Consider the following 14,070-nt stretch of genomic DNA (forward strand, 5'->3'; position numbering starts at 1 on the left):
ATGGTATAATATGGTACGTAGAAGGGGGAATAAAATTTGAAAAATATCCATGCTTTCGAACTGATACAGAACACCCTACGGAAATTTATAAATCCCAACGCTGAAGTTTTAAGCGTGGAAAACCAGCCCATTCACATGGGTTTGCAAGCGGTTGATCTAAATCGCCATCATGTGCAATTTAAAACAGATGGAGCCGCCAGAAGTTTGTCCCTTATTTCCAAAAGAGCAACGAGCATAGAACGCCGCGTGCTATCAAGGCTCTACTCGCAAAAAGCAAACGTACCCTTTTCTTTGTCGCATGCTCCTGACGAAGAAGAGCGTTCATTGCTCTGCATACAGGATGTTGATTTTCAAACAGATTATACGAATCTAAATATGAATGCGCTTCAGAAAAAAGAACCGAAAGTATTAGCTCACATTCACATTTCTAACTATGGACAAAGAAAAGAATTATCATGGTTACCAGCAGCAGACGGTCTTCATATTGAAAAAATGGTAAACGAGCGATGGCTCCCTCAATGGGAAACTGCGAAGAGGCAGGAGCCGTTTCTAGAGGTTTTTGGGGAGTATCTGTCCTCTGTGGAGGCAGTTGCTGCAACTATTTCCGAAGATATGAAGATGGTTATTCATGACGAGCAGAGCCAAACTTTAATACACAATGACCTTAACCCGGGAAATGTCCTCGTACAACATAATACGGATGTATTTTTTATTGATTGGGAAGAAACAAGATATGGTTCACTATTTTTAGATGTCCCTTTACGCTGTAGGACCCAACAACAAATCGAAGAGTACAGAGAAGTATTAGCAGATGCAAATATTGAGATTTCCAGTCATCGTTTTGAACAGCTTTATCAAATCGCATCTCGCTATCTGGGGCTTCGGTATATGAGCTGGAATTTAGGTGCCTGGACAAGTCATTCACAGGCTAAAGAGGATTTGAGAAAATATTTAGATATGGTGGTAGGGTAGTTACGAGGGACCAGGGTCTTACCAACGATGAGCAGCAGGCGATCACAGCCATTATGGATCGGTATAACAACAATTTTGAATGGGATGACAGGGGAGAAACCTTCTCTGCCTATGATCCTGATCCGGAAAGCCCGACAGAGATTTTTGCAGGTTCAACCAAGCTGCCCATGTCTGATAACCTTGAAGATATGCTTCAAGCTTTGTTTCATTGGTTGGATTGCTTGACGGAAATTAGAAGAGTCGTGGATGGCGGAGATTGGCATGTACACTTAGATGACACGGATGTAGTTTGGGATGAAGAGCAGGGCTGGCAGATGCCCGAAAGTTAATGTTTACACAAATCCGTATTCATAACGGGGAAATACAGCGGATTGCTCGGCTAATCCGCATGGGTCCGTGAAGGCCGACGAGCCACGCATGTCCCTGAGGCTAGCCACGAAAAAAGGTCAAAAGCGTCGCGGTAACCGCGTCTTTTGACCTTTTTCCACTACAGCGATATGAGATTGCGCGATAGCTTATTCAACCGCTTACGCTCTCTTGAGGAGCATCGCTACGAATTAGGCAAGCGGCCCAAAATCCGATGCTGAGCACAAGTGCCAACAAAATAAAAGTGAGCACGAAGCTGCCCGTTCTCATGCTCTGAATCGCAATAATTGGCCCTAAACTCGTTCCCCCGAATAGGACAAACGTATAGACAGATACCGCAATACCACGTAATTTTCCACCAAACTGACCCACAAGCGTTATGAGAGCTGGACCTACAAGAGCAATGCCCGCCGTAAAGATGACGCTCATAACCACAAGCAACGTTAAGCTTGAGATTAGACCTAAAGAGGCAAGCCCGAGTATGGCTAATAATAATCCTCCACGCAATATCTTCAGTGTGCCGAAACGCCCAGCAAGCACTCCTGCAAAGGGTGAAAGCAGCATCCCTAACACACCAGCAGAACGAACGTATAAAATCTCCTGTGCGCTTAACCCAAACGTCAAGCCGCTCAAATAGGTGCCCAAAACCGTCGACATACTTACGAATGACATCAAAAGAACAAGCGCAACGAAATAAGCGAGTATGAGGTTCTTACGGGCAAATAATTTCCCTATGTTTCGAATCGGTTCCAGGATGCTGGAATTGGGATTCTGAAAATCCGCTTTCGGCAGGAATTTTAAGACCAGAACAGCAGTAACTATATAGACCGCTGCCAGCAAAAAGAAAATAGCATTCCATCCATAATATTGGCTGATGATTCCACTTATCACTTGTCCAACGATACCGGCAACCATAAATCCAGTTGTAATGAACCCGATCGACGTCACCCGTTTTTCCGCAGGGAACATTTCAACAGCATAGGCAAGCGCAACAGGAGAGAACGTTGCGGCCGCTGCCCCCTGCAATCCTCGAAATACGATGATCCAGGAAAAGTCGTGGACCAGGCCAATAAGTAAAGATATGCAGGTTAAAGCAATTAATCCGATAAAAATAACCTTCTTGCGGCCATATTTTTCAGATAATGGACCATAGATAAGGCAACCTATCGCAAATCCCAACGAAAAGATACTCCCTGCAGTTGCAGCCTGCGTGGAAGATACTCCAAAGGTGTCCGAGAACAAGGAAATGAGTGGAATGGTCACGTACAGACTAGACATGATCACCATGCCTGCCCAACACAGAATGATGGTCATGAAGGTATAATTTCTTGCGGGAGTGTTAGCTACGATTGCTTGTTTCATAAGAACACCTCTTTTTTAAAGATGATGCCCGTGCAGGGCTTACATCAAAAGCCCCCTTCGCTGAATTAGCGGAAGGGGACCGTTCAAAGCTATGCCGTAGGACGATCCTACACTACTTGTCGTTCTCAATCAGTTTTTAAAATAATAATCCCCTTCCAGATCACGCAGCAGTTCTGCATGCTCTGGCTTCCACCCGAGCAGTTCTTGGGTCAGCTGACTCGAAGCCTGTATGTTCTGCGAAGCGAAATGCGCCAGCCAGCCAAAGTGGCCAGGAGCTTCTTCCATCGACTTGCTGATTACAGGCAACTCCAGGCGACGGCCGATCACTTGTGCCAGCTCGCGAATAGACACACCTTCCTCGCCGATGGCATGCAGCTTGGAGCCTGCTGGAGCAGACTCAAGTGCCAGTCGGTAAAGTCGTGCCGCATCCAGTCGGTGCACAGCGGACCAGCAGTTTGAACCTTCGCCCACATAGGCTGCCGCACCTGTACGCCGAGCGGCATTAATTAACGCCGGAACAAAACCGCCGCGGTCTCCATCGCCGTGTACCGAAGGCGGGAGCCTGAGCACGGATACACGCACGCCTTGTGAAGCCAGGGCTAGAGCATCCTCTTCAGAAGCAATGCGGTGCTTGCCTGCCGTGTTGCCATCGGTAGCATCTTCCTCTGTGCCGATTCGACCTGGTGCAAGATGAGCAATCACGGAAGTAACAACCAGAGGACGACCTGAACCTGCAAGCGCTGCACCGAAAGTCTGAATGGCACGTTGGTCCGTTTCTCCAGCAGCTGCCATGTTCGAAAAATCATGGTTGAAAGCCGTATGAATGACACCATCCGATGCTTCCGCACCGCTTCTCAGGCTTTCGAGATCATCCAAAGAACCACGATGTACAGATGCTCCGACTTTAAGAAGAGAATCAGCCGCTTCATCCGAGCGAGCCAGACCCAGGACCTCGTGCCCTGCACTTAACAATTCACTGACAACAGCAGAGCCGATAAAACCTGTCGCTCCAGTTACAAAAATACGCACAATGAAATCCTCCTCCGAATGTTAGTTCTGCTTGAACCGGCGAAATGATCAACGGTCATCGGAATTCGTGGTTACAAGACTACGTTTATTTTAGTACGCATACGATTCCGATAATTGCCTGTTCTGCTTCACTTGTTGCCTATTCCAACGGAAGATTCGAATCTGGAGTCACTTGTTGACGTAATCCTACAACGTCTCTTTTAGGCGGACTTCCAAAAAAGCGGCTGTAATCTCGATTAAATTGCGAGGGACTAGCATAACCTACTAGATTGCATGCAGTTGTCGCGTCCATGAATTCAGATACCATTAACCGTCTCGCTTCATGCAGACGAAGCGCTTTTTGATATTGTAAGGGACTCATGGAAGTCATGGACTTAAAGTGCACACGAAAAGTAGACTCGCTCATATGTACCATGTCAGCCAATTCCGCAACCTTCATGGGATGGGAGAAATGATTGCGGAGCCAAGCGACCGCTTTCGTAACTAAATTCGCTTCCGAACCTGCAAAACCAAGCTCAGCGATCCGAGCTCCAATAGGGCTGCGCAGGACGCGTATCAAAATCTCATCCATGACAAGGGGGCCGAGCAATTCAGCATCGCTAGTATGGCTCAAGCATGCTACAAGTCTTGATGCAGCGTTAATCATTGCTGCATCGGCGCTAAGAACATAACCGGCGCTCCATTTTGTTACGGCAGGCACACCCTGTGGATATACCCTGAGGACTAATTCAGCAATTTTATGCGGGTCAAGAACCAGCTTCACACTTAGATAAGGTTCCAAGTGGCTAGCGTGTGTGATTTTCAAGGAAATCGGCAGCGCAACTGGAAGCACAAGGATTTGCGATTGCTTGAAAGGATAGACCTCTTGCCCTACTGTCACGGTCTTAGCCCCTTGAGCAACGATTAACAAGGAGGGTAAGTCGAAGGATTTCATATCGTCCTTAGTAGCTCGAGAATAACGACTCACGGACAAACCAGGAATACGCTGGCTAAAGGAACCCTCATAGGGAGCTTGGCCACTAATCAGGCTTGCCAAGCGAATGGTTTCTACAGCAAGCGAATCCTTGATGCTACCATTCGCAGGTGTAGCCGGTGTATGTTCGGATTGGATCGTCATACGTACAAAAGCACCTCCAATGGTTCCATCCATCTATTTTTGCATATTTATTATATTTCTGTCCTAGTACCGAGACCCCTTTTCTGAGGGCGCATTATCTTTTTCGGGTTATCCCACCAAAATCATGGACGCTGCACCTCTTACAGCGGTTTGAATCCGGTGATCGTTCGATTATTCCCTAGCTAGCAATACCAAAACCGGCCCCATACTGGATGGGGCCGGTTTTGGATGCAAACCTATTCAGTAGAGCGGACTCATAGCCTAGGCTATGAGTCTTCAAGTGACTGGGGTCCGCGGCGGACGCCGGGCCAGGACCCAGCTATTCCGCATATTCGCGGAGCAGCCGCTGAGTCTCGTTCTCGTCCAGCAGCTCGGCAGGAGCGACGCCTTTTTCGACCCAACAGTCCATGCATTGCTTCTCGGTGACACATTCATGGGCTTTCTGGCAGGTGTAGCAGAACTGAATATAATTTTTCGTGATCAGCGCTTCGCGGTTGTTTTTCATCTGGGCTCACTCCTTCTCTTTCTTATGAGTTAAGCATAGCACAGATAGCATTCTAGTCATGTGATTTATTTCACTAAGTCGAAGTTTCCATAATCACGTACTCAATACCACCCTTGGCAAACCGCTGATCCGTTTCCTTCAATCCGAACTTGGCGTAGAAGCCAGCCTTGGATTGTCTCGCATTGCACCAGATTCTGCCGATTCCCTGGGCACGGGCTTCGTTCATCACATGGGACAGCAGCTTGCTGCCGTAACCCTTGCCCTGCTCCTGCTCCAAGGTGGCGAACTTGCGGAATTGAGCCGTATCCTGTTCCACGAATAACGAGACCGCCGAAACAAGCCTCCCCTCGACAAACAGGCCGTAATGTATGCCTTGGCCATCATCGGGCAGCTTCACGTAGTCAAGCTCCCGGTCCGGCCACATAACCTCATGCCTGATCTGCCAGGCGTCTTCCTTGCTGATGCGTCTGATGTCCAATTGCTCGGCCTCCTATGAACATGACGGCGCCCGGCTTGCTCCGCTCTGGAGATCAGCCGCCGCCGGCCTTATAATGTATCTTAAGAATACCGCTAACTGAGGGAGGCTTTGCCGTGACAAAACCGAAAATACTATTTATTGTCGGCCCTGCCGGGGCAGGCAAGACGACTTTAGCCAAAGCACTCGCGCGCAGCAGCCGCACGCCCTTGTTCGATATGGATACGCTGCTGCGGCCCGCCGCCGAGACGATCATGACGATCTCGGGCCTTGATCCGAATGACCGCGATTCCCCCGTGTACAAGACGTATTGCCGCGATCTCGGGTACCGGATCACGATGGATGCGGTGCTGGAGAATACGCAGCTCGGCCTCGACGCCCTCGTCGTCGGCCCCTTTACCCGGGAGACGGCGGACCCTCAGTGGCCGGAACAAGAACTGGCCCGTATCGAAGCCACTCTGCAGGACGTGGACCTGAAGGTCATCAGCGTCTACCTGCCGGACGACGGCGATTACCGCGAGCGGATTCAGCAAAGAGCCTCCATACTCGACGTATGGAAGCTGGACAACTGGGACAACTTCCGCCCGTCGCTGGGCCGCCGGACGATCCAATGGCCGGTGCCTTCATCCGCCCTGCTGGAGTTTGACAACTCGGGGCCGCTGACCCCGGACAAGCTGGCAGCCGTCACACAGTTTACATTCGGAACAAGCCATGCCCCTTGAGCTGCTCCCACGCGGGCTCCCGGTCCATCGTTAACCCGGCCGTCTGTGCCTGGAACCCGGCATCGACGAGCCAGCGGGTAAAGCTGGCGACGTTCATCGTCTCCATCTCCTGAAGGCTGAAGAAGCCCGCATCGTCGACTTCGACGCCATCAGGACGCGGCTCGCCGGAGACGTAATCCATCGCAAAGGCAATATACACATTGTGGATGCTGCGGGGCAGATCACGCAGAGCGATAATGCTCTGTACGGTCGCCTCGACTCCCGCTTCCTCCATGACTTCCCGTTCCACAGTCTCCTGAATCGGCTCTAGCTGCTCGATATACCCCCCTGGATTCGTCCAGTATCCCTTGCCCGGCTCCTGCGCTCTTCGGACGAGCAGCACCTTGCCTTCCCGGACGACCAGTGCCCCGACCCCGATGCTGTAATTGCCCCAATGGACGAAGCTGCATTGCGTACAGGCTCTTCGCAGCGTACCGTCTACATCGCGATTCTCCAGTGCATGTCCGCAGACCATGCAAAATTTCGCTTCCACTCCTGCCACCTCGGTGTATGTAAGATTAACGTCCTCCTCACTATACCATACAAGCCAGTTTCTCATGCAGCAAAAAAAAGCTCCCATCACGTACACATCGTACGTTCGCGGAAGCCTAGGATGACCTGAATGTAGCCTGTACAGATGCTAGGTTCTGGCCGGTACCGTTTACAGATGGGCTGAGGACGGCTGCAGATAAGGCTCTACCAGGCGCCGGACCCGCTCCAAGCCTTCCCACATGTCCCCCGGGCCGTCGTAAATCAGCACGTAAGCTCCCCTATACCCGCTTTCTGCTACCGCCCGCAGACAAAGCTGCAGCTCCTGCTCGTCTGGTATGCCCTGCTCATCGTACTTGGGCTTAACATGAATGGAGACGCTGTACGGTGTCGTCATTCCGATCTCCTCATATTTAGCCGCTCCTTGAAAGTTGCCGAAATCCGTAATCAGAGGCAGTGCATGGCCCGTCTTTTCCCTTAGCTGCAGACAGCTTGCCGCTGTGGAGGTCAGCTGGCGAAAATTCTCGGTAACCACTTGAACACCCAGCGGTGCAGCGAATTCCAGCAGCTCGGTCAAGGCCCCGGCGGATAGCTGGATCGCCGCCTCATCGGTCGGGGGAGCTTCGCCGGCTATCACGCGAATTTGCTTAGCCCCACACAGGGAAGCTACTTGAATCCACTTGCGGATCAGGGCAATATCCGCTTCCTGGCGAAGCGCATCGGTATCCGTCAGATTGCCGTAATCGAGCAGCAACGTATCGAAGCGGATACCCGCAGCCACGAATGCCTGCCGCAGCTCCTCGAGATAGCCAGTTTCCGTCGATGGAAAATGAAAATGGCAAACTTCCAGAGCCTGATATCCTCTTCTGGCAGCTTCTGCTGGAAGCTCCAGCAAAGCGAGGACTTGCGGCTGATCCTGCTCACGTGTAAGATGGACACGACTCGCCGTGTCCCAGCCTGTCCAGCGCAGCGGACCCAGCAGGCGGTGAAGGCTCCAGGTACTGATTGAAAGATAAGACATCTTTGTCACGCTCCTTGATTTCCCAGGGAATTGAAACATGCATATTCGGTCTGTTTCCTCCCTCATCATAGCATACACCAGTACTCGTAAAGATCATGAAAATTATGATTTTGTTGACGTATCTTCGCATCGGCATACCGGAATTGGATGACAAGGCAACATGGAGAAAAACATGATACAATAAACGTATAGAACGAAGCTGAGAAGAAAGGCGGCTATTTATGGTACCTGCTTTTGTGATAGAGCCCTTGACCTACCAGCCCTTCGAGGACGAGGCCGCGCTCATCGAGCAATGCAAGCGTTGGGGGCTGCTGACGGAGAAAGCCACCAAGACGAAAACCTTCCTGTATAAGAAACAAGGAGCCAGCATGACTTGCAGCATCGTCGGCCTGGTTGATTCCATCACGGCCGTTATCGAATTCGAGGATCAGCAGCGGCACTGCATCCATCCCTCCTATCTGAAGGAAATGCAAGCCTCCGGCTTCACCCAGCGGATTGCCGCCGAAGCGGACGAGCTGGCGGAGGGCAAGAGCGCTGAGCCAGACGAAGCGGAGGCCGTTCCGGCTGCCAAGAGCAAGAATCGGCCACAGGCCGAGGACGGCGGACCGGCAGACCAGTCGGAAGAGACAGCGGAGAAGCCGAAAGCGAAAGCCAAGAAGGAAAAAGCGCCGAAGCTGGAACTGCCTGTGGAGAAGGTTGGCCTGACTGCTATCGTCAAAGCATTCGCTACCGTACCGAATCACTTCTCCGACAATGACGACGAGGTCATCATCTATGAGTCCGTTGCCATTACCGAGCCGGCCCTTGAACTCGGTGAGGCCTGGTCGAGCCATAGCGCGACCCTGAAAAAGCTCGAGCTGGAGGTCGGGGATCACTTGACCTTCGAAGGCAAGCTGGTCGCCAAGAAGCTCTCCAAGCATCCGGTTCCCTATAAGATCAACAATCCGGCTAAGATGCAAAAATCATCCCCAACCGCCTAGCTCTAAAGCAACAAGGCCTCCAGCCCGCAGCCATTGCGGTTCTGGAGGCCTCTTCGGTTACGGATGGGGGGTGGCCGTGTCTCGGCAGGAGCCCCAAGCGAATTTCGCTATCTTGCTTTCCCACTCTGCAGCGGGGACAGATGTTCCCTGTACAGGTTATACTAAATGCGGAGGTGATCCCGATGGCCCTGAGAACCGGACCGGAAGCGATGACGGACGAGGCTTGGCAGGCGATACGCAACAACGACCCTGCTTATGACGGGAAATTCTGGTACGCCGTGCGAACGACCCGCATCTTCTGCCGGCCGTCATGCAAGTCCAGGCCGCCCAAGCTGGAGAATAGCTGCGTATTCCGCACAGTAGAGCAGGCGATGGAAGCCGGATTTCGCCCTTGCAAACGCTGCAAGCCAACCGGCCTGCGCCTGCCTGACGAGGAGTGGATCGGCCTGATTACAGATTATATCGACAAGCATTATATGGAGGCACTGACGCTGGGCGTGCTTGCCGAGATCGGACATGGCAGTCCGTATCATCTGCACCGCGTGTTCCACAAGATAACCGGAAAAACGCCGGTGGACTATATTCAGCAGAAACGTATCGAGCAGGCGAAGGAACGGCTGACCGGGTCGGATCAGAGCATCGCCGAGATCGGGCAATCTGTAGGCCTTGCCAACACGCCTTATTTCATCACCCTATTCAAGAAAAAAACCGGCCATACGCCGGCCGGCTATCGTCAACTACACAACCGGATGACCGGGGAGGAACATATAGATGGAAACTAATAATCAGACTCTAATCCGCTGGACCGTGCTCACGCATGAAGACTGGAGCCTGCATCTTGCGGCTACTTCGCAAGGACTTTGCTTTATCGGCTCGCAGCAGCAAGCATTCGACGAGTTGGCTCAATGGGCGAACGCCCGCCGTCTGCCCGGCAGCTCTCTCGTCCGTGACGACGCCTATCTGCAGGCCTATGCGGATCAGCTCGCCGAATATTTACAGGGCAAGCGGCAGAGCCTGGACTTGCCGCTGGATTACCGGGGGACTCCCTTCCAGATGGCCGTATGGCAGGCGCTGCGGGAGATCCCCTACGGCAAGACGGTGTCTTATTCAGACATCGCCGAGCGCATCCAGCGGCCTGCTGCCGTCCGTGCCGTCGGCGCCGCGATCGGCGCCAATCCTGTCCTGATCGCTGTGCCCTGTCACCGCGTCATCGGCAAGAGCGGCGCTCTCACCGGTTACCGGGGCGGGATGGATATGAAGACTGGACTGCTGGACCTGGAACAGCTTACTTGACGTTAAAATAGGCCATGATTTCATTCAGGAGCAGGTTGGCTGCTTTATAGCCGCCGGCAGAATTCCAGATGCCTTCGTCGACCTGGATGACTTTATTGGTTTTGGCTACGTTCAAGTTTTTGAACAGCGGATCGTTCTTCCACTCCTCGACCACTTTGGCCGCATCGGTCTTACCGGCTGCTTCTGTGACGAAGTAGAACAGGACATCCCCGTCCAGGCTAGGAATCTTCTCCTTCGACAGCACTTCCATGAAGGAGTCCTTGTCCTGGGAGGCCGGGCGGGCAATGCCGAGTTGATCCAGCAGGACGCCCGAGAACGTTTGCTTCTGATAGATCCGTACCTGGGTAGCGGAGAAGCGTGCGACGGAAACCTGGGTCTTGACTTTATCGCCGAGCTTGGCTTTGGCTTCCGCGACGCGCTTGTCGAAGTCCGCCATCGCTTTCTCGCCTTCCGTCATCTTATTCAAGGCTTCCGCATAGAGCTTGAAGTTGATTTTCCAATCCCCGACCAGGTCCGCGGCGAATACCGTTGGAGCAATTTGCTTCAATTGCTCGTAGATCTTCTCCTGACGCACCTTATTTCCGATTATCAAGTCCGGCTTGAGGCTTGCGATCAGCTCCAGGTTCGGCTGCAGCTCATCCCCGACGACCGTTACACCCTGCATGCTGTCTTTAATATGATCATACCAGGGATCGCCTAACCACGATTTGACGGCACCGATCGGCTTGATGCCAACGGTAAGCAGTGCCTCTGTTCCTTCGTTGGTCAGGATCACGACACGCTCAGGCGTACCTGTAAGTGTGACCTCCCCCATCGCATGCTTGATCACTCGCGGTGTCTGTACGGCTTTGGCTTCCGTGGCCGAAGTCGCGGCCGGTGCCGTCGTACTCGTCCCCCCGCTTGGAGTTTTCGCCCCGGTCGTGCTTGTGGGTGCTGCAGTCGAGCAAGCACTTAGCAGCAATAGTAAGCAAAGTATGAGCGCCCCCGCCATGGAAGTTCTGGAATCCTTGTACATCATGGATAAATCTCCCTCTCTGTTGTCTTGATAATGATTATCAAAATCACTATAGCCGCTCGGCTTGATTGAAACAATGGGAGATCCCGACATCAGGGATGGATTATTTCGACTTCTAGGCCATGCAGGGACATGCGCTGCAAAGCTCCTGGGCGAAACACCTTCATATTTTTTAAACATCCGGCTGAAATAGTAGCTGTCCGGATATCCGACATGCTCGGCAATTTCTTTGAGCGTTAAATCCGTTCCAAGCAGCAACTCCTTGGCTTTGTCCATCCGAACACGGATGAGATAATCGATCGGACTTGTCTTCATCCGGCTCTTGAACATCCGGAGCAGCTGTCTGGAGTTGCAATCGAGTATGTCAGCCAGCGCCTCCAGGGTGACCGGCGTCCTGAAGTGATCGTGAATATACCTCACGGCCTGTGCTACCGGATCGGGCCTCAGGACAGCGGTTCCTTGCCTGTGAAGATGCCCCAGCACCTCATGCACAAACTGGTAAAATAACGTCTTCACATGCAGCTTCTGCAGCGCATCCGGGCGCTCCCACTCCCCGCTCATCCGACCCGCCAGCTCGTATAGGGCGACCGGATACAGCGGGCTGAACCCGTACTGACTCTGGAAAGGACTGCCCGCCTCCATCAGCCTCACCAGTTCTTGGCGAGCCGGCAACGTCAGCACCGCTTTGTACAGGATCAGATAATATTCCAGCCATTCCTCCGCCGTAATATCCAGCTGCACCCCTTTCCCCCCGTGCAGAACATGGAAGCGCTCCGTCGCATGCTTCGTTCCATCCAGACTCACCTGCGCACGGCCTCTGACTGTGTACACAAACGCGCTGGCCGGCAGCCGGTACGCGCGCAAGGAATCCCCGGGCTCCAGGATCACATGGCGTACATCCAGTACCGTGACAGCGGCATGATTCCAAATCAAGATATGGTCACTTAGCTTCATGGCTTCAATCTCCTCTAAGCCTGATCGGACAGGCTTCCTATTCATTATAGATGATAATCATTCTCAGTTTCAATCCTCATCTCACGAATTTTGAAACCGATGCAGACGCAAAAACGGCTTCAGAGAGGGAATCCAACTGACGGACTCTCTCCCTGAAGCCTGGTTATTTGCCTTGTACTTCCGCGCTGGACGGAATCTCCGTCCGGACCGGTTCTTAATGCACCGGGGCGCGTTGCCCCTCCATGTCAGGTTCTCCTTTCGGCGGTACCGCCCGCTTCACGAAGAACGAGATTAGGAAGCCCGCGACAACGAGAGCGAAAGCCAGCAGAAACGCGCTTTTCATGCCGGCAATCAGGGCCAATACTTTGACCTCAGGTGCCGTGCTGTTCCCTGCACTCGCCATATACTTAGCGGTGCCGTTGGTCATGATCGTGACGAGCAGCGCCGTACCGACGGCTCCCGCCACCTGCTGCAGCGTACTGATGACCGCTGTTCCGTGCGCATACAGCATCGGAGGCAGTTCGTTGAGCGCATTGGTCATTACCGGCATCATCAGCATGGAGATGCCCAGCATCAGCAGGGTGTTCAGGACCATGATAACCCCGTATGAGGTGGACATCGTGATGTAGGCGAACTGCCACAGCGTGTTGGCAATCAGCGCCAGACCGATGATCGCCAGCCATCTGGCTCCGAACTTATCGAACAGCCGTCCCGTAATCGGGGACATGATGCCCATCAGAATACCGCCCGGCAGCATGACCAGACCGGCTTCAAGCGGGCTGTAGCCAAGCGCGTTCTGCAGGAAGATCGGCAGCAGCATCATCGCCGAGAACATAGCCATCATGACGATCATCATGATCACGGTCGATACCCGGAAGATCCGGTAGGTGAACACTCTCAGGTTCAGTAGAGGCTGCTCGATCGTAAGCTGTCGCCAGGTGAAGAGCAAGAGCGCGACGATACCTACCGCCATAGGGATCAGCACCGAGCTGCTCGCCCAGCCGCCATGGCCCTCTCCTGCGCTACTAAAACCGTACACGATGCCGCCGAAGCCTAGCGTGGACAACAGCAAAGACAGCGTATCGATCTTAGGCTTCGTCGTCTCCGTGACATTTTTCAACTTAAAGTAGGCGAAGAGAATGACAAGGAGCGCGACCGGCAACACGCTGTAGAACAGCACGCGCCAGCTGTAATGCTCCACGATGATACCCGACAGCGTAGGTCCGATTGCAGGCGCAAACGTGATGACAATCCCGATCGTACCCATCGCCGAGCCGCGCTTGGCCATCGGCACGAGCGAGAAGACGACATTCGTCAGCAGCGGGAACAGCAGCCCCGTTCCTCCTGCCTGGAGCACCCGTCCAAGCAGCAGCATCGTGAAGCCCGGCGCCACTGCGGCGATACAGGTGCCGACGAAGAACAGTCCCATGGCTGTCAGGAACAAGCTTCTTGTCGTGAAGCGCTGGATCAGAAAGGCTGTTACCGGAATCAGAACGCCGATGACCAGCAAATACCCGGTCGTCAGCCATTGGGCCGTACTCGGCTGGATTCCGATGTCCCCCATGATTTTGGACAAAGCCACATTCAGAAGCGTCTCATTGAGAATCGCGACGAATACTCCGAGAATCATCACCATGATGACGAGCAGATTGGCTTTGCTCCCGAAGGTCCCTACATGCTCGGACGCCTCCTGTTGTGCTTGATTTCCCACTATCTATCTCCTCCTATCCT

Annotated in this window: 15 protein-coding genes; 6 read left to right on the forward strand and 9 right to left on the reverse strand. The window is 52.9% G+C overall.

Translation table 11 applies throughout. The features are described 5' to 3' along the window. The first annotated feature begins 36 nt into the window (after nt 1-36). Nucleotides 37-972: a phosphotransferase gene (locus WMW72_RS18935; RefSeq protein WP_341417104.1), complete on the forward strand. Its 936-nt coding sequence runs from the start codon at nt 37-39 to the stop codon at nt 970-972. A gap of 53 nt (nt 973-1,025) precedes the next feature. Then, entirely contained in the window at nt 1,026-1,301 is a 276-nt protein-coding gene (locus tag WMW72_RS18940) for a hypothetical protein (protein WP_341417106.1), read from the forward strand. 190 nt (nt 1,302-1,491) lie between these two features. Here WMW72_RS18940 and WMW72_RS18945 read toward each other — a convergent pair whose 3' ends face one another. The 5 genes from WMW72_RS18945 to WMW72_RS18965 all read right to left on the reverse strand — a co-directional run bounded on the left by WMW72_RS18945 (nt 1,492) and on the right by WMW72_RS18965 (nt 5,829). Beyond that, nucleotides 1,492-2,700, reverse strand: a complete 1,209-nt coding sequence (locus tag WMW72_RS18945; RefSeq protein WP_341417108.1) for an MFS transporter — start codon at nt 2,698-2,700, stop codon at nt 1,492-1,494. A 129-nt stretch (nt 2,701-2,829) separates the two neighbouring features. Further along, on the reverse strand, nt 2,830-3,729 hold the full coding sequence (locus WMW72_RS18950) for an SDR family oxidoreductase (protein ID WP_341417109.1): 900 nt from the start codon (nt 3,727-3,729) through the stop codon (nt 2,830-2,832). Between the two features lie 139 nt (nt 3,730-3,868). Continuing rightward, on the reverse strand, nt 3,869-4,846 hold the full coding sequence (locus WMW72_RS18955; protein ID WP_341417110.1) for an AraC family transcriptional regulator: 978 nt from the start codon (nt 4,844-4,846) through the stop codon (nt 3,869-3,871). Between the two features lie 319 nt (nt 4,847-5,165). Next, entirely contained in the window at nt 5,166-5,351 is a 186-nt protein-coding gene (locus WMW72_RS18960; RefSeq protein ID WP_341417111.1) for a hypothetical protein, read from the reverse strand. 73 nt (nt 5,352-5,424) lie between these two features. Then, nucleotides 5,425-5,829, reverse strand: a complete 405-nt coding sequence (locus WMW72_RS18965; RefSeq protein ID WP_341417112.1) for a GNAT family N-acetyltransferase — start codon at nt 5,827-5,829, stop codon at nt 5,425-5,427. 113 nt (nt 5,830-5,942) lie between these two features. Between WMW72_RS18965 and WMW72_RS18970 the strand changes: the two genes are divergently transcribed. Further along, nucleotides 5,943-6,548 (forward strand): P-loop nucleotide/nucleoside kinase family protein, encoded by a 606-nt coding sequence (locus WMW72_RS18970; RefSeq protein ID WP_341417113.1) that lies wholly within the window; start codon nt 5,943-5,945, stop codon nt 6,546-6,548. On the opposite strand, the gene WMW72_RS18975 is transcribed toward WMW72_RS18970, so the two are convergent. Both WMW72_RS18975 and WMW72_RS18980 read right to left on the reverse strand, forming a co-directional pair. Next, complete coding sequence (locus WMW72_RS18975) at nt 6,520-7,146, reverse strand: NUDIX domain-containing protein (RefSeq protein ID WP_341417114.1); 627 nt, start codon at nt 7,144-7,146, stop codon at nt 6,520-6,522. The two genes, WMW72_RS18970 and WMW72_RS18975, sit on opposite strands and share 29 nt — an antisense overlap. Nucleotides 7,147-7,248: 102 nt before the next feature. Further along, nucleotides 7,249-8,097 carry a sugar phosphate isomerase/epimerase family protein gene (locus WMW72_RS18980; RefSeq protein WP_341417115.1) on the reverse strand — a complete coding sequence of 283 codons (849 nt, stop codon included), beginning with the start codon at nt 8,095-8,097 and terminating at the stop codon, nt 7,249-7,251. Nucleotides 8,098-8,318: 221 nt separating this feature from the next. Between WMW72_RS18980 and WMW72_RS18985 the strand changes: the two genes are divergently transcribed. From WMW72_RS18985 to WMW72_RS18995, 3 genes are all read left to right on the forward strand, one after another. Next, a complete protein-coding gene (locus tag WMW72_RS18985; protein ID WP_341417116.1) occupies nt 8,319-9,077 on the forward strand; it encodes a hypothetical protein in 759 nt (252 codons plus the stop codon). A gap of 182 nt (nt 9,078-9,259) precedes the next feature. Further along, on the forward strand, nt 9,260-9,859 hold the full coding sequence (locus tag WMW72_RS18990; RefSeq protein ID WP_341417117.1) for a bifunctional transcriptional activator/DNA repair enzyme AdaA: 600 nt from the start codon (nt 9,260-9,262) through the stop codon (nt 9,857-9,859). Next, the gene (locus WMW72_RS18995) at nt 9,849-10,370 is read left to right on the forward strand and encodes a methylated-DNA--[protein]-cysteine S-methyltransferase (protein WP_341417118.1); all 522 of its coding nucleotides are present in this window, start codon (nt 9,849-9,851) and stop codon (nt 10,368-10,370) included. Before WMW72_RS18990 ends, WMW72_RS18995 begins: the two co-directional genes overlap by 11 nt. On the opposite strand, the gene WMW72_RS19000 is transcribed toward WMW72_RS18995, so the two are convergent. Next, a complete protein-coding gene (locus WMW72_RS19000; RefSeq protein ID WP_341417119.1) occupies nt 10,363-12,339 on the reverse strand; it encodes an ABC transporter substrate-binding protein in 1,977 nt (658 codons plus the stop codon). The genes WMW72_RS18995 and WMW72_RS19000 overlap by 8 nt on opposite strands. 214 nt (nt 12,340-12,553) lie before the next feature. Then, nucleotides 12,554-14,050 carry an MDR family MFS transporter gene (locus WMW72_RS19005; protein WP_341417121.1) on the reverse strand — a complete coding sequence of 499 codons (1,497 nt, stop codon included), beginning with the start codon at nt 14,048-14,050 and terminating at the stop codon, nt 12,554-12,556. Nucleotides 14,051-14,070 lie beyond the last annotated feature (20 nt).

It is taken from the genome of Paenibacillus filicis, from assembly GCF_038070315.1.
Lineage (GTDB): Bacteria > Bacillota > Bacilli > Paenibacillales > NBRC-103111 > Paenibacillus_G > Paenibacillus_G filicis.

Coding starts and splice junctions, on each gene's coding strand:
- WMW72_RS18940 (WP_341417106.1), top strand. CDS start 1,026: ATGGATCGGTATAACAACAATTTTGAATGGGATGACAGGGGAGAAACC.
- WMW72_RS19000 (WP_341417119.1), bottom strand. CDS start 12,339: ATGAAGCTAAGTGACCATATCTTGATTTGGAATCATGCCGCTGTCACG.
- WMW72_RS18945 (WP_341417108.1), bottom strand. CDS start 2,700: ATGAAACAAGCAATCGTAGCTAACACTCCCGCAAGAAATTATACCTTC.
- WMW72_RS18985 (WP_341417116.1), top strand. CDS start 8,319: ATGGTACCTGCTTTTGTGATAGAGCCCTTGACCTACCAGCCCTTCGAG.
- WMW72_RS18980 (WP_341417115.1), bottom strand. CDS start 8,097: ATGTCTTATCTTTCAATCAGTACCTGGAGCCTTCACCGCCTGCTGGGT.
- WMW72_RS18995 (WP_341417118.1), top strand. CDS start 9,849: ATGGAAACTAATAATCAGACTCTAATCCGCTGGACCGTGCTCACGCAT.
- WMW72_RS18990 (WP_341417117.1), top strand. CDS start 9,260: ATGGCCCTGAGAACCGGACCGGAAGCGATGACGGACGAGGCTTGGCAG.
- WMW72_RS18960 (WP_341417111.1), bottom strand. CDS start 5,351: ATGAAAAACAACCGCGAAGCGCTGATCACGAAAAATTATATTCAGTTC.
- WMW72_RS18955 (WP_341417110.1), bottom strand. CDS start 4,846: ATGACGATCCAATCCGAACATACACCGGCTACACCTGCGAATGGTAGC.
- WMW72_RS18975 (WP_341417114.1), bottom strand. CDS start 7,146: ATGAGAAACTGGCTTGTATGGTATAGTGAGGAGGACGTTAATCTTACA.